Source organism: Myxococcus stipitatus DSM 14675, assembly GCF_000331735.1.
Classification (GTDB): domain Bacteria; phylum Myxococcota; class Myxococcia; order Myxococcales; family Myxococcaceae; genus Myxococcus; species Myxococcus stipitatus.
In genome coordinates this window covers 9,692,597-9,713,287 of the sequence record NC_020126.1, presented here as the reverse complement: position 1 = coordinate 9,713,287, position 20,691 = coordinate 9,692,597, and the positions used below count along the sequence as shown (strand labels likewise).

The 20,691-nt window shown below is 69.4% G+C and carries 19 protein-coding genes; 6 read left to right on the top strand and 13 right to left on the bottom strand.

Features of this window, described 5'->3' with window-relative positions:
* Nucleotides 1-20 precede the first annotated feature (20 nt).
* Nucleotides 21-1,163, top strand: a complete 1,143-nt coding sequence (locus tag MYSTI_RS37695; RefSeq protein WP_015353119.1) for a methanobactin export MATE transporter MbnM — start codon at nucleotides 21-23, stop codon at nucleotides 1,161-1,163.
* Nucleotides 1,164-1,181: 18 nt separating this feature from the next.
* On the opposite strand, the gene MYSTI_RS37690 is transcribed toward MYSTI_RS37695, so the two are convergent.
* The 5 genes from MYSTI_RS37690 to MYSTI_RS37670 all read right to left on the bottom strand — a co-directional run bounded on the left by MYSTI_RS37690 (nucleotide 1,182) and on the right by MYSTI_RS37670 (nucleotide 7,919).
* Entirely contained in the window at nucleotides 1,182-2,036 is an 855-nt protein-coding gene (locus tag MYSTI_RS37690) for a WD40 repeat domain-containing protein (protein WP_015353118.1), read from the bottom strand.
* A gap of 141 nt (nucleotides 2,037-2,177) precedes the next feature.
* The gene (locus MYSTI_RS37685) at nucleotides 2,178-4,568 is read right to left on the bottom strand and encodes a hypothetical protein (RefSeq protein WP_015353117.1); all 2,391 of its coding nucleotides are present in this window, start codon (nucleotides 4,566-4,568) and stop codon (nucleotides 2,178-2,180) included.
* Nucleotides 4,569-4,579: 11 nt separating this feature from the next.
* Nucleotides 4,580-6,115 (bottom strand): hypothetical protein, encoded by a 1,536-nt coding sequence (locus MYSTI_RS37680; protein ID WP_015353116.1) that lies wholly within the window; start codon nucleotides 6,113-6,115, stop codon nucleotides 4,580-4,582.
* Between the two features lie 31 nt (nucleotides 6,116-6,146).
* Nucleotides 6,147-6,920 carry a hypothetical protein gene (locus tag MYSTI_RS37675; protein WP_015353115.1) on the bottom strand — a complete coding sequence of 258 codons (774 nt, stop codon included), beginning with the start codon at nucleotides 6,918-6,920 and terminating at the stop codon, nucleotides 6,147-6,149.
* A 33-nt stretch (nucleotides 6,921-6,953) separates the two neighbouring features.
* Complete coding sequence (locus tag MYSTI_RS37670) at nucleotides 6,954-7,919, bottom strand: hypothetical protein (protein WP_015353114.1); 966 nt, start codon at nucleotides 7,917-7,919, stop codon at nucleotides 6,954-6,956.
* 286 nt (nucleotides 7,920-8,205) lie between these two features.
* Here MYSTI_RS37670 and MYSTI_RS37665 point away from each other — a divergent pair, with 286 nt between their 5' ends.
* Complete coding sequence (locus MYSTI_RS37665; protein ID WP_015353113.1) at nucleotides 8,206-8,832, top strand: hypothetical protein; 627 nt, start codon at nucleotides 8,206-8,208, stop codon at nucleotides 8,830-8,832.
* Between the two features lie 28 nt (nucleotides 8,833-8,860).
* Entirely contained in the window at nucleotides 8,861-9,469 is a 609-nt protein-coding gene (locus tag MYSTI_RS37660) for a hypothetical protein (RefSeq protein ID WP_015353112.1), read from the top strand.
* Between the two features lie 10 nt (nucleotides 9,470-9,479).
* On the opposite strand, the gene MYSTI_RS37655 is transcribed toward MYSTI_RS37660, so the two are convergent.
* The 4 genes from MYSTI_RS37655 to MYSTI_RS37640 are packed head-to-tail and all read right to left on the bottom strand — an operon-like array spanning nucleotide 9,480 to nucleotide 13,021.
* Nucleotides 9,480-10,040, bottom strand: coding sequence for a response regulator transcription factor (locus MYSTI_RS37655; RefSeq protein WP_015353111.1), 561 nt, complete (start codon nucleotides 10,038-10,040; stop codon nucleotides 9,480-9,482).
* The gene (locus MYSTI_RS45475; protein ID WP_015353110.1) at nucleotides 10,037-11,356 is read right to left on the bottom strand and encodes an ATP-binding protein; all 1,320 of its coding nucleotides are present in this window, start codon (nucleotides 11,354-11,356) and stop codon (nucleotides 10,037-10,039) included. The genes MYSTI_RS37655 and MYSTI_RS45475 overlap by 4 nt, the downstream gene beginning before the upstream one ends.
* Nucleotides 11,353-12,090 carry a hypothetical protein gene (locus tag MYSTI_RS37645; RefSeq protein WP_233278088.1) on the bottom strand — a complete coding sequence of 246 codons (738 nt, stop codon included), beginning with the start codon at nucleotides 12,088-12,090 and terminating at the stop codon, nucleotides 11,353-11,355. Before MYSTI_RS37645 ends, MYSTI_RS45475 begins: the two co-directional genes overlap by 4 nt.
* Nucleotides 12,091-12,106: 16 nt before the next feature.
* Nucleotides 12,107-13,021: a transporter gene (locus MYSTI_RS37640; RefSeq protein WP_015353108.1), complete on the bottom strand. Its 915-nt coding sequence runs from the start codon at nucleotides 13,019-13,021 to the stop codon at nucleotides 12,107-12,109.
* Nucleotides 13,022-13,205: 184 nt separating this feature from the next.
* On the opposite strand from MYSTI_RS37640, the gene MYSTI_RS37635 reads away from it, so the two are divergent.
* A complete protein-coding gene (locus MYSTI_RS37635) occupies nucleotides 13,206-13,646 on the top strand; it encodes a DoxX family protein (RefSeq protein ID WP_015353107.1) in 441 nt (146 codons plus the stop codon).
* A gap of 3 nt (nucleotides 13,647-13,649) precedes the next feature.
* Here the strand turns inward: MYSTI_RS37635 and MYSTI_RS37630 are convergent, their stop codons facing one another.
* Nucleotides 13,650-14,555 (bottom strand): metallophosphoesterase, encoded by a 906-nt coding sequence (locus MYSTI_RS37630; protein ID WP_015353106.1) that lies wholly within the window; start codon nucleotides 14,553-14,555, stop codon nucleotides 13,650-13,652.
* Between the two features lie 362 nt (nucleotides 14,556-14,917).
* On the opposite strand from MYSTI_RS37630, the gene MYSTI_RS37625 reads away from it, so the two are divergent.
* Nucleotides 14,918-16,075, top strand: coding sequence for a sensor histidine kinase (locus tag MYSTI_RS37625; protein ID WP_044900935.1), 1,158 nt, complete (start codon nucleotides 14,918-14,920; stop codon nucleotides 16,073-16,075).
* A gap of 9 nt (nucleotides 16,076-16,084) precedes the next feature.
* Here the strand turns inward: MYSTI_RS37625 and MYSTI_RS37620 are convergent, their stop codons facing one another.
* Nucleotides 16,085-17,584: a ligand-binding sensor domain-containing protein gene (locus tag MYSTI_RS37620; protein WP_015353104.1), complete on the bottom strand. Its 1,500-nt coding sequence runs from the start codon at nucleotides 17,582-17,584 to the stop codon at nucleotides 16,085-16,087.
* A gap of 189 nt (nucleotides 17,585-17,773) precedes the next feature.
* Nucleotides 17,774-18,313, bottom strand: coding sequence for a hypothetical protein (locus MYSTI_RS37615; RefSeq protein ID WP_015353103.1), 540 nt, complete (start codon nucleotides 18,311-18,313; stop codon nucleotides 17,774-17,776).
* Nucleotides 18,314-18,671: 358 nt separating this feature from the next.
* On the opposite strand from MYSTI_RS37615, the gene MYSTI_RS37610 reads away from it, so the two are divergent.
* Nucleotides 18,672-19,964: a serine protease gene (locus tag MYSTI_RS37610; protein ID WP_015353102.1), complete on the top strand. Its 1,293-nt coding sequence runs from the start codon at nucleotides 18,672-18,674 to the stop codon at nucleotides 19,962-19,964.
* Between the two features lie 145 nt (nucleotides 19,965-20,109).
* On the opposite strand, the gene MYSTI_RS37605 is transcribed toward MYSTI_RS37610, so the two are convergent.
* A complete protein-coding gene (locus MYSTI_RS37605; RefSeq protein WP_044900932.1) occupies nucleotides 20,110-20,559 on the bottom strand; it encodes a Fur family transcriptional regulator in 450 nt (149 codons plus the stop codon).
* Nucleotides 20,560-20,691 lie beyond the last annotated feature (132 nt).

Here is a 20,691-nt window from a genome sequence, read left to right as displayed (position 1 = left end):
CCTCGAAGGAGCAAGCCGTGATGTCGCCTGTGTGGAAGGTGAGTGCGGTGGCGGCTGCCGTGGTGGCCGCCGGATGTGGGGACAGTGGGCCAGAGCAGCCGGCGCCACCGGCGTATGTGTGGGACCTGCCCGCGGGGTTCCCCGAGCCTTTTGTTCCCGAGACCAACCCCATGTCCGAGGCCAAGGTGGAGCTGGGGCGCCACCTCTTCTTCGACAAGCGGCTGTCGGGCAACGGCACCATGGCATGCGGAAGCTGTCACGAGCAGGCGCGAGCCTTTTCGGATGGCAAGGCGACACCCGTGGGGTCCACGGGAGATGCGGTCCCCCGCAACGCGCCAGGGCTGGCGAACGTGGCCTATCTGGACACGTACACCTGGGCGAACCCGTTGCTGACGACGCTGGAGTCGCAGGCCCTGGTGCCACTGTTCGGCGAGCACCCCACGGAGCTGGGGCTGACGTCCCGGCTGGAGGAGGTGCTCCAGCGGTTCCGGGAGGATGCCCGGTATCCCGAGCTGTTCCGCAAGGCGTTCCCGAACGATGCGGACCCGGTGAGTCGCGAGTCCATCGCGAAGGCGCTGGCGTCCTTCCAGCGCACGCTGCTGTCGGGTGGCTCCCCCTATGACCGCTATCTTCAGGGAGAGAGCTCGGCGCTGTCCGCGTCGGCTCGTCGGGGGATGGAGTTGTTCTTTGGTGAACGGGCCGAGTGCTATCACTGCCACAGTGGACGGCATCTCTCGAACTCGTTCCGGTCGAAGGACTCGAAGCCGCAGCCGCCGCAGTTCTTCAACACGGGTCTGTACGACTTGAATGGGAAGGGGGCCTACCCTCCGCAGAACCCGGGCCTCTATGAGTTCACCCATGACGTGCTGGACCAGGGGCGCTTCCGGGTGCCGCAGCTGCGCAACGCGGAATTGACGGCGCCGTACATGCACGACGGCAGCATCCCCACGCTCGAGGCGGTCATCGAGCACTACATGGCGGGTGGACGCAACGTGGTGGAGGGCCCGTATGCGGGCGACGGGCGGCTCAATCCCAACAAGGACCCGCTGGTGCGGCCCTTCGAGTTGTCCGACTCGGAGAAGGGCGACCTTGTCGCCTTCCTGAAGAGCCTCACGGACACGGCGTTCTTGACCGACCCGCGCTTCTCCAATCCATGGGAGTGAGTGCCACTCCGCTGACACTCACTCGGCCGGGGTCGGCCCCCACAGGCTCACGGTGCCGTCGGGCTCACCCCAGGCGACGGCCGTGCCATCCGGGCTGAAGGTGGCGTTGCTGTAGTAGAAGTCGCTGTCCACGTCGTGGTGGAGCAGGCAGGTGTTCGTCCGCGTGTCGAACACGCGGAATCCCCCCCTCGTGGTGGTGAAGAGCCCACCGTCGGGACTGAAGTTCACGGCGCTCATTCCCGCGACGGAACCGGCAAAGGTCCCCGCCAGGCTCCAATCACTCACTCGGAAGCGCTGGAGGCGCTGGCTGGTGGTGGGCGCCACCAGCTCCGTTCCATCGGGAGTGAAGGCAGGGCGGGTGAACTGTGTGTCTCGCTCCTCGTGGACGTGGATGCACTGGCCGCTGGAGACTTCCCAGACGATGACACGACCTTCCAGACAGGTGGCGGCGAGGAGCCGCCCGTCCGGAGAGAAGGCCAACCCGGCAACCTCCTCCTGCGGCCCTTCGAGTCGGCCCAGTGAGGACCACGTTTCGGCATCCCACAGCAACACGCCCCGGGTGCTGTCGTGCATGGCGAGCAGCGTGCCCTGGCGATTGGCGGTGAGTCCCCTCGTCTCGTAGCCCGCGAGCGCCCCCTGTCGCACGCGCCGGCCGTCATTCAACGCGCGCAGGCTGATGTGGAAGCGCTGGTCCGTCACCGCGATTCCCCCGAGTGACGGGAGCGGCCAGGCCGCGACGCCTTGGGGAATGACGACCTCTCCGGCCAATGCCTCGGGTGCCTTCGCACCGTGCCACCGCCACCAGCGCAGCCGCTCGGCGCCCTGATGCTCCAATGACACCAGCAGGTCTCCACCCGGCGGGGAGGAGATCATCTGGCACTCGGAGTTCCTCGAACTGGGAACACCCCAGAGGGCAAGGCGAGACCATGACCATCGCTGCGTCATCCATCGGCTCCCAATCAAACGCCCAGGCCACCCGCGCGGAGCGGGCGGCCTGGGGAACTCATCACGACTCTACGGCTCCAGGTCGAAGTGCGTCTGCTTCACCCAGTAGTCCTTGATGGCGAGCAGCTCCGGGCCGAAGTCACCCAGGTCCTTGGGGTCCTTGCCGACGAACCGGGCGAACCACTTGTTGAACTGCGAGGACACGCCGATGGTGGGCTCGGCCCACTCGGGCAGGCTGAAGACCTCCGTGTAGCCGATGTCGTCGTTGCCCTCCATCGCCCCGGTGACCTTCACCGCGATGGTGTCGTGCCCTTCGTACTTGCCGGGCACCATGGAGATCTCGCGCCGGAAGTAGGGCGGCTTGCCATTGCTGCCCGGGCTGATGCGGACCACGGAGCAGTCGTCGTGGACCCAATTGCCCGGGGTGACCTCGCGGAACCCCTTGGCCTGTAGCGCCGCCTTGAGGTCGTCCAACGTCTTGCCCTTCATCGTGCCCAGGTCCTTGACCGCCCGGCCGTTGCTCACCGCATGGAGTCGCTTCGCGTTGGGAATCTGGATCATCTTGAACAACTCCAGCTCGAGCAGGCCCTGCCCCTTGAGGTGCTTGGCCAGCTTCTGGACCGTGGCATCTCCCAGGGTGTTCAGCAGTCGCTCCACGTCCTTGCCATCGAGCCCGTCGACGAACTCGACGGCGCCTTCACCCAGCCGCTCCACCAACTCCTCGCGCTTGGTCTTGTTCGGGATGTCCGCGGACCAGCGCTTGATGAGCGTCTCGCAGCGGTCGGCGATGGGCTTGCTCACCGTGGGCAGCGCGTTGCCCACGCCCCGCCAGAACCGGCCCGTGCCCACCACCATGCCCAGGGCGGTGAACATGCGCTCGCCCGTGGAGAGCTGCGCGCCGCCGGGCATGCACGTCTCCCAGCCGGTGGCGACCTCGCAGAAGTCGATGAAGTCGCCCACGGGCGTCATGCCCACGCCCAGCAGCGCCACTTCCTTGATGATGACCTGCGCGGAGTCACCGATGCTCAGCAGCGTCGAGATGATGCTGGGGTCCTCGGCCGCCGCGCCCTCCTCCACGGACTGCCAACCGCCGTGCAGGCCGTCGAGCGTGTCCAGGATGGCGTCCTGCTGCGGCGTCGCCGTGCCGTGCCAGAGGTTCAGGTTCGACTGGAGCCCGTCCGCCTGGTGGCGCGCCTCCGGGCGCTTGCGCAGATACTCGACGAGCGTCTTGGTCGACTGCCGCACGGGCGTGTCGAGGAACCAGCCATCCTCGTCCATCGCCAGGCGCACCTCGTCCAGCACCAGGTCGCGAGCGCTGATGAACGCGCCCACCTCTTCGCGAGACACGGAGGCCCGGGCCTGGATGGCCTTCTCGAAGATGTCCTGGTTCTGCCGCCAACTGCGGACGATGGTCATGTAGCCGGCGCGGTTGACGACCACGCCGCTCTGCGTGGTGGTGGCGAGCTGCTGGAGGACCTGCTGCGCGTAGGCGAGGTACGGGTCGTTGTCCGGGTCGAAGTCGTCACCCACGCCCATGTCGGGAAGCTCCACGTCGGGGAGCTGCTCCGGGTCCAGGCCGGGCTCGTACGTCTTCGGGTCCTCCAGGTTCGGACCGTTGGCGGGTGGCGTCCCGGCGAGCCAGTCATCCAGTCCGCCCATCTGTCCGCGGAACTCGCTCATGATGCGGTTGAGCTCGGTGCGCAGCGCGGCGATGTCCTCCTTCAAGTCGCTCAAGAGCTGGCGCAGCTGCGCGAGCACTCGAGGGTCCAGGTCCGCGTAGCGCGAGAGGATGTCGTTGAGGTCCGCCTCGGTGATGGCGTCCAGCGGGCGCTTGGACAGCTCATCAATCTCCCCCTTGAGCTCGGCGAGCCGGTCCAGCTCCGCCTGGGCGGCGGCGAGGCTGCCGTGGATGCTCAAGAGCTGCCACTTGCGGTCCTGGAGGACGCGCTCCAGGTTGACCAGGTTCTCGGCGAGCCGCGGGTTGATTTCAGACAGGTCGAGCGTCAGCGTCGTCTTGCCCGCGTAGGCGGTGCCTCGGCGCTGGACGAGGAACAAGGGCCGGGCCGTCAGTCCGCCCGTCTCCAGCGTGACGACGTCATCGGCGACGACACACGTCTGGGGCGAGTCCACGACGTGGACGTTGAAGCGGAAGGTGTTGTTGCCCCAGTTGAGCAGGACGGCGCTGAACTGCGCCCCGTAGAGGTTGCTCTCATCTCCGCCCGGGTAGCGATGGAAGTTCCCTGGGAGGGTGTACGTGGGCAGAGGCGTGTTGTTGATGTGGAAGTTCGCCTGCCCCTCTTGGTACAGGCCGCTCACGTCCAGGCAGCTCTGCTGGCTGCGGAAGGACGTGGACTTCCAGGCAATCAGATACTGGCGATAGTTGGCGTGCGCGCCGGAGGGGGCGAGGGCCGCGCAGGCGAGGAGCAGCGACAGGACGCGCAGATGCAGGGTTCTGAGCATGGGGTGGGTCCTCACAGGTCCGAAGCGCGGAGCGCGGCGTCGTGTGCGAGCACGGCCTGACGGAGGTTGGCGTTGGCGAGGTGGGTCTCCACGTCCGCGAGGTGCGTCTCGGAGACACCCGCGCGACGCATCTGCGTGACGTTGAGCCGCACCATGTTGGGCAGCGTGGTGTTCACGTAGTTGCGAGCGCTGGTGAACTGGCGACGAAGCGCGATGCAGCCCGTCTCCATCCAGGCGGTGGAGGTGGGGGAGACGTGCATGCACAGGGGCTCGAGCTGGAGGATGCTCTCGAAGTCCACGTGCTTGGCGGAGAGGAAGAACAGCTTGAGCTTCGTGCTCTTGGGAGGCATCTGCCAGAGCGCGGTGGTGCGCGTGTTGGCGTTGGCGAGGAACGTCTCCGACGCCTTCAGCATCGCCGCGGTGGCGAGGGTCTGGCGGGTGTCCGCGTTCGCCTGCGAGGAGACGAGCGCGCCCTGGCGCTCCGTGAGGCCCGCGAGGAGCTTCTTCACGGCCTCGGCGACGCGCGCGTACCGCGCATCCGTGTAGCTGGAGATGCTGTTGAGGATGGCGCCCGAGCGCGCCGTGAGGTCCACACGCGGGATGTTGTTCTGGGTGAGGAAGGCCGCGTAGGGGTCCATCTTCCGGTGGTGCTCGACGTGCAGTTGGCTCAGCGTGTGCGCGAGTCGGCGCGTGTCCAGCCACAGCTGTTGGGGCGCCTGGCTCTCGGCGCGGCTGAGCGCGACCAACTCCATCTGGAGCGGGGCCAGTTGCGCGAGCGTCGCGGTGGAGGCTCGCTGGGCGATGTCCTGGAGCTGGGCGAAGACGGCCGCCTCGCCGTCGCGGAAGGTGACGAAGGTGTTGAAGAGGGTGGTGACCTGCGGCTCCAGAGCCTGCACGGAGCCCTGATAGACATTGAACGCGCTCCGGTAGGCGTTCAGCGTCTCGCGCTGGGTGCCCAGCGTCGCGACGGCGACGCCTCGGTCCGCGTCGGCGCGGGCCTTGAGTGCATCACCCAGGTGCGAGCGGGAGTTGGCGACGCTCTTCTCCCGGCGCTCGAGCTCCGAGCGCGCGGGGCCGAGCATGTCGTCGGCAATCTCATCCAGCTTCTCGAGGCTGCGCTCATAGACGGCGGTGGAGGCGCTGGCGGAGGTGCGGAAGTAGTGCTGCACCTGCTCGGTGCCGGCGACCCAGTCACCGGGGTTGGTGCTGCTGCCCTTGGGGATGAAGACATAAGGCGGCCGGGCGTGGCAGTCGGAGCGGATGGTGGCATCCGTGAAGGTGTTGCACATCGCTTCTTGCGTGGGCTTGAAGTCGGCGAGCAACGTGCCGATGTCGTAGCCACGCGGCTTGCAGAGCTGCCGGCTCTTGGCCCAGTGGATGACCTCCACGCAGACATCGCTGCTCGACACGGCGCTGGCGGCGCTCTCGAGGGCGCTGGCGGGCGCCTGGGGCACGGTGGGGAGGTGCTCGTCCGTCCCGCAGCCGACGGCGCCCGCGGTGAACATCAGCAGCCCCAGGACATGGGGTATCGACTGTCTTCGAGACATGGTGTGACTCCGAGGGCTGGAAGGCGCGGGGCTAGAGGCAGCCGGTGCCGTTGGAGAAGTCCGGGTAGCACTGGGCGCCGAACATGCGGACCTTCCACAGGAAGTACTCGCTGTAGGCATCGGGGCGGGCCTTGGCCCTCACCTCGAAGCGCACCTCCTGGTTGGGGTACACGAGCGCCTGGAGCTCATGCATCTGACGGATGTTGGTGATGGTGCTCCGGCTGGTCGCCACGTCCGTCCACACGCCGCTCTGGTTCACCTGGACCGCGAGGATGACCTCGCTCGGGTTGGGCTTGAGCGCGAGCATCTCGACGGAGCCTCGGACCAGGCCCGGGACGTTCTGCGGATGGGTGTAGAAGCCGAGCGTCTGGGCGATGGGGACGAAGCCCTCCGCCTTGGGGACCTCGACGAAGATGCGGCCGTTGTAGAACTCGCTGCTGGAGTACCAGCTCCCGCTGCTGTTCACATGGAAGACGGCATTGCCGCCGCCCCAGTCCATGGTGCCCCGGCCCCAGTCGGCGCAGCGGAACACGTGTCCCTCGCCGTAGCCGATATCCACCGTGCACCAGCCCGGAGGCATCTTGCTCGGGTTGAGCAGCGGCAGGTTGATTTCATAGCCATGGACGATGATGGGCGGGGTGTCGTCGTCATCGCCGCCACCACCTCCTCCGGGCTCACACGTCTCGCAGGGCAGCTCCTGCTGGGTCGTGTCGAGCGAGGACGTGGGGACTTCGCCAGGGTTGCCGCCACACGCGACGGCGGCGAGGAGCAGCAGGGAGGAGAGGGTCGAGGTGAGTGTCTTCATGTGAGTGGCCTGTTGGAGGAGCGAGGAGGGCTGTCAGGGATTGAGCCAGGGAGCGAGCTGGGTGTTGGCCAGGGCGACCTTGGCTTGCGCGGCGGTGACCTCCTGGGCGGCGACCTGGTACTGGGCCTGGTACTGCTCCTTGGCGCCGGCCTGGGAGAGCTGGGAGAGCTTCTGGATGACGGGCAGGGCCTGGGGGCCGACGAGCTCCTCGAGCGTCTTGGGAGAGCCGTCGGGGTGGTGGTACTTCGAGGGGTCGCCGAGCGAGCCGAGGACGAAGTAGAAGTTGGTGAGGATGACGCTCTCGGCCTCGGTGAGCGCGCCGCCGCAGCCCATGGCGGCGGTGAAGATGACGGGGGCGGCTTCCTGGGCCTGGACGTGGAGGGCGTAGGCGGTCGCGTTGTTGAGGTCGACGAGGAAGCTGTTGGACAGCGTCTTCATGAAGTCGAAGGCGGCGCTGTACTCGACGAGGCTGGCCAGGTGGTCGCGCTGGGCGAGCTTGGTGTCGAGGTCATCCTGGAGTGATTGGAGGAGGGCCTGGGCCTGGGCGGTGGAGCTCACGTCCACTTCGTTCCAGGTGATGCTCAGCGAGACGCGGCAGGTGTCGTTGAAGGCCGCGACGTTCGTCCAGGAGGAGGAGTCGCGCAGCTCGAGGGAGGGGATGAGGGCGCGGTCGAGGTCGCGGAGGACGACGTCGGCGGTGGACATGAAGGTGTAGCGGGTGCCGGAGTTGCCGGGAGGGGTGAGCGTCACCTCGAGCGGGTACTGGGTGGAGCAATTGCCAGACATGACGCGGCGGAGGGTGGTGCGCAGGGGCACCGCGCTGGTGAAAGGCGTGGCATCCAATGTCTGGGTAGGAATGGAGCAGCGGGTGAGGCGTCCCCCGCTCTGCGTGCAGCGGGCCGGGGAGATGAGGTCCACGGTGGAGGTCTCCGCGAGCGCGGGAGCGCCCCACGCGAACGTGACAAGGCCCCCGAGGAAGAGTGCGGTGCGGGTGTTCATGGTGGTCCTGGTGTGCGAGCGCGCTGGCGCCGGACGCGGAAATGCCGGGAAGAAAGGGCGTCTGCCCTAATACGAGCGCATGCGTCTGATTGGGTCGTGCGGGCCAGGCGCGGCCTGTCCACGGCGGGGGCCGTGGGTGGCGGACATTTGCGTTGCGTGGTGCCGCACAAGGTGTTGGGCCTGGAGGGCGGTGTGAGTGTCGGCCAGGCGGGGTTGTTGTCTTTCGTGGGTGGGCTGAGGCGCGGTGAAGCCCTATCTCGGCGGCGGGTGGCTATCGGGAGGGGGCATGCGCAGGAGTCTGCTGGCGGCGGTGGTGGTGCTTCTTTCCGCGCTCGCCCTCACGTCGACCTTCGACGTGTCGGCGGGGAGCGGCGAGGACGAAGGGCGTGGGCCGCCACGAGCGCCGCGGACCGCGAGCGCCGAGCCGCGCGACGAAGGTGACGAAGGGCCCGTGGTGGTGACGTGTCCCCTGGGGCTGAGTCAGGCGTCGTACATGCCGGGGTTGTCGGAGCGCTCGAAGGCCGTGACGGTGGCGGGGGCCACGACGTTGAGCAACTGCGTGACGATTCCGGCGTCGGAGGTGAAGTCCGCGAGCCTGCCGCTCGAGTCGAGCCTGCACTCGGACTTCTCCTGCGCGGACCTGCTGACGCCCCGGACGGTGCGTCAGGTGGTGCGGTGGAACACGGGGGAGACGTCCACGTTGGTGTTCAGCGAGTCGCGTGAGTTGGCGCAGGGCGCGCTGACGGTGTTCACGCTGACGGGCACGGTGGAGTCGGGGGCCTTCGCGCGGGCGACGGCCATCTGGACGGTGACGTACCTCAACTCGGACATCGAGAAGGGCTGTGCCTCACCGGGGGGGCTCATCTGGTTGAGCGGGCCGTCGACGCTCGAGCTCATCCGCACGGTGACGTGAAGTGCCGCGACCCGGCAGGAGGATGCACATGCGTGCGACGTCATGGGGTGTGAAGGGTGTCGTGCTCGTGGGGCTGTGCACGCCCCTGGCATGTGGCGAGGGGAACGGGCGCGCGGTGACAGGCTCGCTGGACGGGCACGGGCCGGCGGGGATGACCATCGAGCGCCCTCCGGAGAAGGTGCTCATCACCTGTCCGCTGGGGCAGGGCGAGGCGAAGTACGCCACGGGCGTGAGGGCGGAGCCTCGGGACAGCGAGGTGCTGTTCCACGCGTCGGTGAGCAACTGCGTGACGGTGCTGGGCTCGGCGGTGACGTCCGCGATGATGGGCTCGGAGGCGCCGTCGTTGGCGCGAGGGATGACATGCGCGGACCTGGCGCGAGCAGGGGCCGGGCGTCAGGTGGTGACGTGGAACACGGCGGAGACGTCCACGGTGTTGATGAGCCAGTCGCATGTCTCCGTGCAGGACGCGACGACGCTCGTGACGCAGACGGGGAAGGTGCTGTCGGGCAAGTTCCAGGGCGCCACGGCGGTGAGGACCACGACGTACCTGAGCACGGACATCGACAGCGGCTGCCGCTCCGCCTCCGGGCTCACCTACCTGAAGGGGCCCACGACGTTCAGCGTGACGTATCCGTGAGGCGTGGCGTCTAGCGCGCGGGCGGATACTTCTGGAGCTTGCGCTGGAGCGAGCGGCGGTGGATGCCGAGCTTGCGTGAGGCCTCGGAGATGTTGCCCGCGCAGTCCGCGAGCACGCGGTGGATGTGCTCCCACTCCGCGCGTGCCAGGGAAGGGGCCTCGAAGGTCTCCGGCGCGGCGAACGACGGCTCTCCCGCGGCCCGGTCGAAGGCCGCGAGGATGTCATCCACATCCGCCGGCTTGGGCAGGTAGTTCACCGCCCCCAATCGAATCGCATCCACCGTCGTGGCGATGCTCCCGTAACCGGTGAGGACAATGGCTCGTGTCGACGCATCCACGGCGAGCAGGTCCTTCACCACCTCCAGGCCACTTCGCCCCGGCATGCGCAGGTCCACCACCGCGTACTCCGGTGACTCCCGCTTCGCCGCCGCGAGCGCCTCTTCGTGGTTGCCCGCCGTGGTGACATCCCAGCCCCGCTCGCGGAACGCTCGCGCCAGCCGCTCCCGGAGCGTCGCGTCGTCGTCCACCAACAACAGACTCGGACGATGCCCATCCCCACCCGTGTGGCTCACGGCCTCGCCTCCTGGGGCGGCGGAGCCACTCCGGGCGCGCCCAGGGGCAGCGCGAGGCTCGCCACCGTGCCCTGGCCCGGCGTGGAGCGCAGCTCCAACGCGCCGCCAAGCTGCTCCGCCAGCGTCCGCGCCAGGAACAGCCCCAGCCCCATGCCCTCGCCCGGCGCCTTCGTCGTGAAGAACGGCTCACCCGCTCGCGCCAATATCTCCGCTGGCATCCCCGCCCCTCCATCGCGCACTTCCAGCCGCACGCTTCCCCGGCCCGCCACCACGCGAAGCTCCACGGGCCTCGCGGGCGCCGAGGCCTGGAGCGCGTTCTTCACCAACCCCCGCACCACCCGCGCCAGCGCCCGCGGCGGGCCTTGCACCTGCGACTGCGTCAGCTCCGACGGAAGCTCCACCCGCACCCGCTCCACGCCCGACAGCTCCGCCAGCGCATCGCCTACCAATCGCCCCAGCGGCATCGGATGGAAGGCCTCGCCCGTCGTCTGCCCCGCGTCCGCGGACATCTGCACCAGCACGTCGCGGCAGCGGTCCACCTGCTGGCGGATGAGCCGCAAGTCCTCTCGCACCGCCTCGGAGGTCCCCGCCGTCGTCAGCGCGCGCTCCACTTCCTTGGACACCACGGCGATGGTCGACAGCGGCGTGGACAGCTCATGCGCCGCGCCCGCGGCCAGCGTCGCCAGCGAGGCCACCTTCTCCCGCCGCGCATGCTGCACCCGCGCCTGCGCCAGCTCCTGCTCGCGCTCCTCCAGCGCCCGCGTCACCCGCTGCACGAAGTACACGATGAAGCCCGCCGCCACCGCGAATGCCACCCACATGCCACTCAGGTGCAGCCGCATCAGCGCCGCATGGTCCGGCCGCGACAGCCCCGGCGCGATGTCCACGTCCTGCAACACGAAGAGCGAGCCGAACGCCGCCAGCGTGAAGCCCAGGAGGCTCCACATCCACCGCGCCGGCAGCAGCACCGTGCCCAGCGCCACATTCACCAGGTACAGCGTCGTGAAGGGATTGTGCGTCCCACCGCTGAGCGCCAGGAGCCCCGTGAGCACCAGCGTGTCCCAGAGCATCAGCTTGCCGAGGGTCCCCTCGCTCACGCGCGCGCGACCCAGCCACGCTCGCACCGCCAGGTTCGTCGCGGCCTCCAACCCCAGGAGCCCCGCGAGCACGGGCACTGGCAACGCCAGCTCCAGCCCATACGCCGCCACCGCGATGACCACCGCCTGGCCCAGCAGCAGGCCCCAGCGCAGCCGCAGCAGCCACTCCAGGTTGATGCGCGCGCGAGAGGCGGGTTCGGGGGGGACGGAAGGCGTCATGGCGCCGCAGGAGACTGGAGCGCGGCCGAGCGCGCAATGTTGCCGAGCAGGTCCACGTTGCGAGGCGACTCGCCCGGCCCCAGTCCATCCAGCCACGAGTCCCACGCCAGCGTGAAGACCCGCGCCGCCCGGGGCGCGTCCTCCGTCAACTCCAGCCCATCCAGCGCCACGTCCACCGCGTACCGCCCGCGCGTCTCCACCTCGAAGTCGCGCGGCACGTCCCCGTGGGTCCCCCGGACATGCAGGCTCAAGCCCACCATGTCCACCGGCCGGGTCCCCTCCATCGCGGACGTCAGGCCCTCCGCGTCCGAGTCCGCCGGCTCGAAGGTGAGCCGTGCCCGGCAGTAGCGCCCGGGAGGCGGCCGCATCACGCCCAGCGGTGCCACGGCGCCATCCGTGTCGCCCAGCGCCACCACGTGCGGCGTGCCCAGGCGCAAGGCATTGGAGGTCGAGTGCGCCCACGCCGTGCCCACCGGCGACAGCTCCCGCCACAGCCTCCGCCAGCCCGTCGTCTCGCACGGCACCAGCTCCACGCTGCCCAGCGTGAAGAGCGCCCCGGAGAGCGTCACCCGCTCCCCTTCGTTCGTCAGCAGCGTGCGAGCCCCCGCGCCCTCGGGCACGGCGCGCGCGCGGGCCGTGGTGAGCCCCAACGTCAGCTCCACGCCCGCGATGCGCTCACCTCCACCACAGCCGGACAGGAGGAGCAGGAGCGCGGGGAGGGCCAACGGTTTCACGGCAGGAGACATGGCGCTAGAGGTCGTACGCGACGGACATCATCGCGATGGGAGTGGGAGCCACGCGTCCGCGCAGCTGGTTGAAGAAGGGGACTCGCACGCCGGCGGCCACCACGAAGTCGGTGCTGGGGCTGAAGAGCACGTCGGGCGACGCATAGCCGATGACGCCACCCCCGTTCTCCTCCTTCTCGCCGTGGATGTCGGCCGCCGCCTCGATGCGTCCGTCGACGCCCAGCCGCACCGCCCACTTCGCCGCGGGCTGGTACTGCGCCGCCACCGTGGTGCGCACGGAGGGGCCGGCGCGGTAGCCCTGGATGCCTCGCGTGGGGAGGAAACCCGTGGCGCTGACGAGGAAGGACCAGCTGCCCCGGAAGTGCTGATAGGCCACGCCCGCCAGCGGGTCCACGGAGCCGCTGCCCAGCTGCGTGTCCAAATCCAGCACCGTGCCGTCCTCCGCGCGCAGCGTGGGCGAGGTGGGCAGCTTCGCCCCCACGAGCACGCTGATGAGGTGGTTCGCGGAGAACTCCTGGTCCTGGAACACGAACGCCTTCGCCGTCAGCTCCACGTCGCCCACGCCCCAGCCGCGCTCGCGCGACAGGCTCACCGCGCGCACCTCGCGTGCTTGAAGCGGCAGCGTCGCCGACAGGAACAGCCACGGCACGGGCGCGTACGCCACGGCCAGGTCCATGCGCGCCTCGCGCAGCCGCAGCGCGTCCACCCGCTCCTGGCCCACGGTGTGGCCCCACAGGCGCAGCGTGGAGGACAGGCGCAGCCGGCCTGAGAACGGCTGCTCGGTGCCCATGGACATCAGGGTGGGGTCGCCACACGCACACGTGGCACAGGCCCATGCGGGCGACACGGGCGCCAGCAACAGTGCGGCACCCAACACAGCGGCGAGAGCGAAAGGGGCTTTCACGACGCCGCGGACCATACGCCCCCGCGTCCGGCGTCCATGTGTGGCGTGTTGTCGCAGCCGAGCGGCCATGTGAGCGACGCCACACCGCGCGAGTCGTGTGGTGGACGAAGAGGCGAGCGCCCGCTGTCGGGTGGGAAGTCATGGGCAGCTTGAGAGTGACTTCCACGCCCCGGCGTTCATGGGACACAGGAGGCCCTTCATGGGAGTGCTCGTGCCGATTGCTCGACTGCTCTTTTCCGCCATCTTCATCACCAGCGGCCTGAACCACTTCATCCAGCTGGACGCGCTGACGGCCGTGGCCCAGGCCTCCGGTGTGCCGGAGCCTCGCTGGGCGGTGCTGCTGTCGGGCGCGGCGCTGGTGCTGGGCGGGCTGTCGGTGCTGCTCGGCGTGTTCGCCCGGCTGGGGGCCGCGGTCATCACCCTGTTCCTGTTGAGCGCGGCGTTCATGGTCCACCGCTTCTGGCTCGTCGCGGACCCGGTGGAGGCGCAGAACCAGCTCGTCCACTTCATGAAGAACCTCTCCATGGCGGGCGGCGCGCTCTTCATCGTCTACTTCGGCTCCGGGCCCTACAGCCTGCGCCGGAGCGGACGCCAGGAGGGGTTCGGCGGGAAGCTGGGCTCCCCGCCGCTCCGGCGCTGAGCGTCAGCCCGCCGCGGCCAGGGCGATGCGGGAGCGCAGCGTGAAGAAGGCGACCTCCGGCTCGCTGCCCCGGCGCAGGTACGGGCCGCCGAAGCCGAAGCCCAGGCCCCGGTTCACGTAGAGCTGGTTGCCCCTCACCAGGTAGTGCCCTCGGATGTAGGGCTGTCCCGCGCGGCGGAAAATCGCCTCCGTGAGGCCCTGGACGATGAACTGGCCGCCGTGCGTGTGCCCGGAGAACTGCACCAGGTTGCCTTGCGCGGGCAGCTTCTCCACCGTGGGCGGCGTGTGGGCCAGCACCAGCCGCGTGCCGGACTCCGGCGCGCCTCGGAACGTCGCCGCCACGTCGTCGCGTCCGGTGCGCCCGTCGTCGACGCCCAGCACCGTCACCGGCGCGCCGCGCACCTCCACCACGCGGTGCTCGTTCTGGAGCACCGTGTAGCCCAGCCGCTCGAAGCTCTCGCGCAGGTAGGGCGCGTTGACCTGGTGGTCGTGGTTGCCCATCACCACGAAGACGCGGCCCTTCAGTCCGGAGAGCACCTCGCGCACGCGCGGCAGGGGCCGGGCGCTGTGGGTGACGTAGTCGCCGGTGAGGAAGACCAGGTCCGGGGACTCCGCGTTGACGGCCTCCACCGCGCGGCGGATGCGCACGTCGCTGGTGGCCTGGCCCACGTGGACGTCGGACAGTTGCGCCACGCGCAGGCCGTCGTGGGAGTCTGGCAGGTGCGGCAGGTGGAGCAGGTTCTCCGTGAGGGTGAAGTGGTCCCTCCACCGCAGGCGCCGCTCCGGGCGCAGGGGGTCCTCGCCGCTCCAGGCCACCACCTCGTTACGCCCCCCGGACAGGGGCTCCACTCGCGAAACATCCAGGGAGGACACCGGGGGACGGCGGCGGACCCAACGTCTCAAACGCATGCGGGTGCGGTTCCTTTCGGGGCCGGGACGGCGAAGCACCTGATTCTATGCAGGCCAGGGGAGGTGGGTTGAAGCAGGTGCCCCACGCACGCCTGCCCTCCCTGGGGACACAGTGGGGGTGGCGTCAGAACCCTCCTGTTTCAGGCAAGATTCCGGACGTCTCAACTGTGCTTTCTTCCACCATTGGACACACTGCGGGGGGCCGAGCGGTGACGGCGTCCGACGAGGTTGGTACACACGCGCAGACGATGAGCCTCCGGCTTGGGACTGCATCTGACATGGGCCCGGAAGTGACGTCGCCCGTGGGTGGGCGGCAAGAGGGCCCAGGAGAGTGTGCTCGGCCCGTCGCCCTCACGGAGCTCATGTCCACCCTGCCGCTGGGCATGGCGGTGGTGGACCGGAACCTGTGCTTCGTGGAGGTGAGCGAGGCGCTGGCCGCCCTCAACGGCCAGCCACGCGAGGCCCACCTCGGACGTCCCATGGACGAGGTGATGAGCCCCCACTCCTCGCTGGGCGACACCGCCCGCCGCGTGCGCCGCGTGCTGGAGACGGGCGAGCCGCTGGACGGCGTGGAGATCATCCACCGAGAGCCGGGCGGCGGCGTGGAGCGCACGCGCGTCTTCCGCGCCAGCTACCACCCCGTGCGCCGAGGCGGCGAGGTCATCGCCGCGTGCCTCTACGTGGAGGACCTCACGGAGCGCCGCCGCGTGGAGGCCCAGCGCGACGCGGGCGCCGCTCGGGAGCGCGCCGTGCGCGAGCAGGCGCTGCGCGAGACGCAGGAGGCCGTGCGCGCGCGGGACGAGTTCCTCAGCGTGGCGGCGCATGAGCTGCGCACGCCGCTCACCAGCATGCGGCTGCACCTGCAACTGCTGCTGCGGCAGGTGGTGGGCGCGCAGCCGGTCTTGGGGCAGGAGTTGGCGCCGCGCAGCCAGGTGCTGGAGCGGCAGTTGTCGCGGCTGGGCAGCCTGGTGAACACGCTGCTGGACGTGTCGCGGCTGGCGGCGGGCAAGCTGAGCCTGGAGCCGCGCGAGCTGGACCTGGTGCAGGTCGTCCGACAGATGGTGGACGCGTTCTCGGAGGAGTTCGCCCGCGCGGGCTGCGAGCTGTCCGTGCACGTCTCCGGCTCGCTGCCCGGTCAGTGGGACCCACTGCGCGTGGAGCAGGTGCTGGTGAACCTGCTGTCCAACGCGGCCAAGTACGGCGCGGGGCGCCCGGTGGAGGTGTCGCTGGTGGGCGAGGGCACCATGGCGGTGCTGGCCGTGAAGGACCACGGCATCGGCATCTCCGAGGACGGCATGGCCCGGCTCTTCGGCAAGTTCGAGCGCGCCGTGTCGGAGCGCCACTACGGCGGCCTGGGCCTGGGCCTCTACATCACCCGCCAGATCGTGGAGGCCATGGGCGGCAGCATCACCGTGCGCTCCGCCCAGGGCCAGGGCTCCACCTTCATCCTGCGCCTGCCCACCCAGCCTCGAGTCCCCGGCGCGGGCCCCCCGGGCGCGCTGGGCACCCGGGGGAAGTAGCACGGCGCGTCAGTACCCGCGCAGCACGTACAGCTTGCCGTCCACCAGCGCATACAGCGCGCCCGGCGTCACCCGCGCGTCGTAGATGAGCTGCTGCACCTTGGCGCCGCTGACGCCCGACACCTTCTCCAGCTGCTTCGTCGGCGTCAGCCGCCACAGGCCGTGGTCCGCGGTGCCCACGAAGAGCGAGCCATCCCGCGTGGCCGCGAGCGCGGTGTAGTCATCCGTGTTGGCGCCCTGGACGCGGACATAGTCCGAGTCGGAGAGCTTGCTCGGGTTGTGGCGCTGCGGATTCGCCTGGAACTGCCACAGGCCCGTGCCCAGGCCGCCGACGTAGTAGGAGCCATCCGCCGTCTGCTGGAAGGCGCGCCAGAAGTTGAACGGCGCCGTCTCCCCCCGCGTCTCGTCGTTGCCCGGGTTCACCGGGTCCACGAAGGTGTTGAGCGTGTAGAGGGCCGGCTCCACGCCCGCGGGCATCTCCGGCTTGCGCTCCTCGGAGTCCCACCACTCCAGCGCCGCGTTGGGGGGCAGGATGCCAATCTTCCAGTCGTTGGCGATGAGCAGGTCGCCGTCCTTCGAGATGCCCAGCCCGAAGGTGTAGCCCGCGCGCTGGGAGCGCCCCCCGGTGGGCGTGGTGACCCAGTAGGCCGGGTGGCGGTGGCTGCTGTACTCGTAGCCGCGGATGCGCGTCACGCCGTGGTTGGTGCCGACGTAGACCTCCCCCTCGTAGGGGCCCTGCATCACGCGCACACACGAGTAGACGGAGCGGTCCTCGTCGTAGTGGAAGTCATTGCTGTTGCGGATGCCGATGGGCTCGTTGCGGCTGGGGCGGCTGGTGCCCTTCGAGCGGAAGAGGTGCTCGCGCAGCACGATGTCCGTGCCGTCGTCGCTCACCGTCACCGCGTCCACGTCGCCCTTCTGGAACTCCAGGTAGCGCTCCTCGGAGAAGTCCGCCTCGCCGCGCCCGGCGATGCGCTGGCCTCCGGGGATGTCGTTGACGGCCTCGTAGCCCACGTAGGCCTCACCGGCCTTGCCGCCGCAGATGACGCGCGAGTTGGTGGCGAGGTTGTCCGGGCTCGTCCCGAAGCCCCGGCTGGCCTGGCCGATGGGCTGGCTGTTCCACAGCACCTTGTCCGTGCCCGCGCGCAGCACGCCGATGCGGTCCCGGTTCAGGAACCAGAGGTTGTGCGCCGCGTCCACGCCCATGGCGACGACCTTGGGGATGGCGTACTTCGACGAGTAGTTCGTCAGCGGGTCCGTGGGCCAGGGGCCCTCCGGCTTCGGCGGCAGCGGAGGCTCCCCCGCGTCGGGAGGCCCCGCGTCGGGGGGCTCCGGAGTCTGCGTGCCTCCGTCGTCTTCCGGGCCTCCGTCGGTGCCCGCGTCCTCCTCGGAGGCGGGAGGCTCGGGCTCACCCGTGGAATCCGGACCCGGCTTGTCGGAACCGCCACACGCCCAGGCCGCCACCAACACCGCCACACCGACACTCGCGCCCAACAGTCGTCGAATCACCGCTTCCTCCCGTCCCCGGTCCGGAGCAAGCGGCGTACCGTGCGGCGCGCCCGCGCCTTCCACGCGGAGAGGGAAGGGGGCTGCCCACGGTGGGCACTCGCGGCGACGAGGAAGGGAACGGAAATGACCAGGCCCACCCCCGCGAGGGAGTGGGCCGGGTCGGGCGTTGGCCAGACAACGCCGTGCGGCTCAATGAGTGCCGTCGTTGAGGTCCTTCTTCACGTCCTCGTCGACGGGCTTCGCGTCCTTGTCCTTCGGGCTGTCCTTGCCGGAGCCCCCGGTGCCCTTGGGGCTGGTGGCGCGCACCTCCACGGCGACGATGTTGTCGCCGTCGAGCTGGAAGCGGACCTTCAGCTCGGAGCCCTCGGGAATCTCGTCGGCGCGGACCTTCTTGCCGTCCAGCAGCACCACCGTCTGGTCCTTCACCTCCAGCTTGGCGTCCGGCAGGTTCTTGCGCGTCATGCTGACGCTGTCGTCGTCCGCCTCCTTCAAGGTGCCCTTGAGGCTCAGCGCGTCCTTCTTGTTGTAGGTGTTGTCGTGGCCGGGGACCTTCTCCGCCTCCTTCTTGCTGCCGTTGATGCCTCGGCCCACGTCCGCGGCATTCACGCCGGTGTGGACACGCGTGCTGGGGCCAGGAACCTGCGTCTGCGAGGGCGCCTTCTCCGGCTCGCTCTGCGCGAACGCGGCGGTACCCAGGCACAGGGCCAACGTGGTGATGAGCGTCTTCATATGGCTTGCTTCTCCCTTCCGTGAGCGGACGGCTTCTGGGGGCAAGGGTGGGGAGGCTGCCTCGCTGCGCCAACCTGCCCGCCGCGCCCCCATGCCACCACGCTCGGAGGACATCCGCCTGGCCGGGGCGCCGCCCGGCCGCCTGCGTTCGACGCTGCTCGTCACAAGTGCTCACCACCTGACGCACGCCTGCTCCCGGGAAGGACGCGGTGTGTCGTCTATTGCAATGAAGTTGCGTCTATTTGAGTTACACGAAAACAGTCTTTATTATGATTTACAGGTATTGCGGGATGGCTTGAAGATGCGCCGGCCGTCCGCCACCCCGGCGGCGGTCTCTCGTCAAGGAGCTGTCCCCCGCATGCGCACCCTTCTTCGGAGTGGAGCAGGTCGGAAGCTGTTGGGCTCGCTGTTGTGTACCGTGTCCGTCGCGGCCTGCGGGCCCGCGCCGGAGGGGGGCACCCCCGAGAAGGGCAACGAGGGCACCACCGAGCAGCCCGTGGTGTACGGCACCGACGACCGCCAGGACGTCTACGCGCACCCGAACGCGACGCTGCGGGCGCGGGCGACGGAGTCCACGGTGGCGCTGATGCGCGCATCGTCCATGACGACGGATGCGCAGGGCCGCGTGACGTTCAACGCGTCCACGCTGCAGAGCGCGTATGGCCTGTGCTCGTCGGAGCGCTTCCTGACGGACCAGACGCCCGCGTTCTGCTCCGGCACGCTCATCGACGACAACCTGGTGCTGACGGCCGGCCACTGCATCAGCACGTGCGGCGACACGCGCTTCGTCTTCAACTTCTACCGTCCGGCGGCGGGCCAGATGCAGCCGGTGACGTCCGCGGACGTCTTCTCGTGCTCCAGCGTCGTGGTGCGCAAGCAGACCTCTGGCACGCCCAACCTGGACTACGCCATCGTCCGGCTGGACCGCGCCGCCACGCCGCGCTTCAAGCCCGCGCCCATCCGCGCTGGCAACACCGCGATGCCGGTGGGCAGCAAGGTCACCGTCATTGGCTCCGGCAGCGGCATCCCGTTCAAGATTGACGCGGGCGGCTCCGTGCGCGACGCGCGGCCGAGCTCGCTGGACTTCTTCGTGGCCTCCACGGACACGTTCGGCGGCAACTCCGGCTCCGGCGTGTACGAGAACACGGACTACACCGTGGCCGGCATCCTGGTGCGCGGCGAGACGGACTACGTCTCCAACGGGAGCTGCTCCATCGTGAACGTTTGCGCGGAGACGGGCTGCCGCGGCGAGGACATCACCTACGTGCGTCCGGCCGTGAGCGACTACTGCGCGGTGGCCGGCAGCCAGCGGCTGTGCGGCACCACCAACCCGCCGCCCTCCATCAAGTTCAACTTCACGGCGACCAACACGTCCAACGCGACCGTCAACACCACCAACCAGTCGGTGACGCTGGCGGTGGGTCAGACGATTCGCTTCGGCACCTGCTCGGTGGACGGCGCCACGGGCACGGGTGACACCTACCTGCGGCTGAACAACTCCGCGGGCACCTCCGTCGCGAGCAACGACGACTCGTGCGGCGTGCTGTCCTTCGCGTCGTTCACCGCGACGACGGCCGGCACGTACTCCATCCGCGCGGGCTGCTACTCCAACGGGAGCTGCAGCGGCACGGTGGCGTACACCATCCAGTAACGGACCGTCACACGCCGGTCCATGCCGGGCGCGGGTGGCCATGCCCCGCGTCCGGCCAGGTGTGGCGCGCTCGGGCCTCTTGTGAGGAGGCCCGGGCGTCTCACCCGCCCGTGTCCGCGGGGCCGTGTGCGAGGCCCTGAGGGGGTTACGCGCAGCGGTCGCAGAGACCGCGCAGCTGCACGTCCACGCTCTTCTGCGCCACGGCGCGGGGCACGCCCTTGGAGCCCGCGATGCGGATGGACTCCTCCGGCAGACAGGCCACCGTGCCGCAGTCCGTGCAGGTGAAGTGCGGGTGGTTGCCGCTGTGCTCGTCACCCGAGCGGCGCAGCTCGAAGCGCCACACGTGGTCGCCCAGGTCCGCGCGCACCACCAGGCCGGCCTCGGTGAGGTCCGTCAGGTTGCGGTAGATGGTCACCCGGTCGTAGCCCTCGTCACCCAGCGCATCCACCAGGTCGGCGTGGCTCATCGGCGCGGTGGCGGACTCCAGCTCGCGGAGCACCGCCACGCGGGGCGCGGTGCTGCGAAGACCCGACGCGCGGATCCTCTCCTGGAAATCAGCGAGCTTCGGCTGCACGGCAATTCGTTTGGCTCCCATGATGCCTTTTCGCATAACCGATTCTCGAGACACTTTCACCTCGCCCGTGCCGCAACGTCCGATGGCGGGGACTCCAACGGCCTGTCCGCCGGGTCCCCTCAGACTCCCTGATGTTGGGAACAGCAACCAGGA

Coding starts and splice junctions, on each gene's coding strand:
- MYSTI_RS37635 (WP_015353107.1), top strand. CDS start 13,206: ATGGGAGTGCTCGTGCCGATTGCTCGACTGCTCTTTTCCGCCATCTTC.
- MYSTI_RS45475 (WP_015353110.1), bottom strand. CDS start 11,356: ATGACGCCTTCCGTCCCCCCCGAACCCGCCTCTCGCGCGCGCATCAAC.
- MYSTI_RS37640 (WP_015353108.1), bottom strand. CDS start 13,021: ATGGTCCGCGGCGTCGTGAAAGCCCCTTTCGCTCTCGCCGCTGTGTTG.
- MYSTI_RS37695 (WP_015353119.1), top strand. CDS start 21: ATGTCGCCTGTGTGGAAGGTGAGTGCGGTGGCGGCTGCCGTGGTGGCC.
- MYSTI_RS37605 (WP_044900932.1), bottom strand. CDS start 20,559: ATGGGAGCCAAACGAATTGCCGTGCAGCCGAAGCTCGCTGATTTCCAG.
- MYSTI_RS37615 (WP_015353103.1), bottom strand. CDS start 18,313: ATGAAGACGCTCATCACCACGTTGGCCCTGTGCCTGGGTACCGCCGCG.
- MYSTI_RS37625 (WP_044900935.1), top strand. CDS start 14,918: ATGTCCACCCTGCCGCTGGGCATGGCGGTGGTGGACCGGAACCTGTGC.
- MYSTI_RS37685 (WP_015353117.1), bottom strand. CDS start 4,568: ATGCTCAGAACCCTGCATCTGCGCGTCCTGTCGCTGCTCCTCGCCTGC.
- MYSTI_RS37665 (WP_015353113.1), top strand. CDS start 8,206: ATGCGCAGGAGTCTGCTGGCGGCGGTGGTGGTGCTTCTTTCCGCGCTC.
- MYSTI_RS37690 (WP_015353118.1), bottom strand. CDS start 2,036: ATGATCTCCTCCCCGCCGGGTGGAGACCTGCTGGTGTCATTGGAGCAT.
- MYSTI_RS37630 (WP_015353106.1), bottom strand. CDS start 14,555: ATGCGTTTGAGACGTTGGGTCCGCCGCCGTCCCCCGGTGTCCTCCCTG.
- MYSTI_RS37680 (WP_015353116.1), bottom strand. CDS start 6,115: ATGTCTCGAAGACAGTCGATACCCCATGTCCTGGGGCTGCTGATGTTC.
- MYSTI_RS37670 (WP_015353114.1), bottom strand. CDS start 7,919: ATGAACACCCGCACCGCACTCTTCCTCGGGGGCCTTGTCACGTTCGCG.
- MYSTI_RS37675 (WP_015353115.1), bottom strand. CDS start 6,920: ATGAAGACACTCACCTCGACCCTCTCCTCCCTGCTGCTCCTCGCCGCC.
- MYSTI_RS37660 (WP_015353112.1), top strand. CDS start 8,861: ATGCGTGCGACGTCATGGGGTGTGAAGGGTGTCGTGCTCGTGGGGCTG.
- MYSTI_RS37610 (WP_015353102.1), top strand. CDS start 18,672: ATGCGCACCCTTCTTCGGAGTGGAGCAGGTCGGAAGCTGTTGGGCTCG.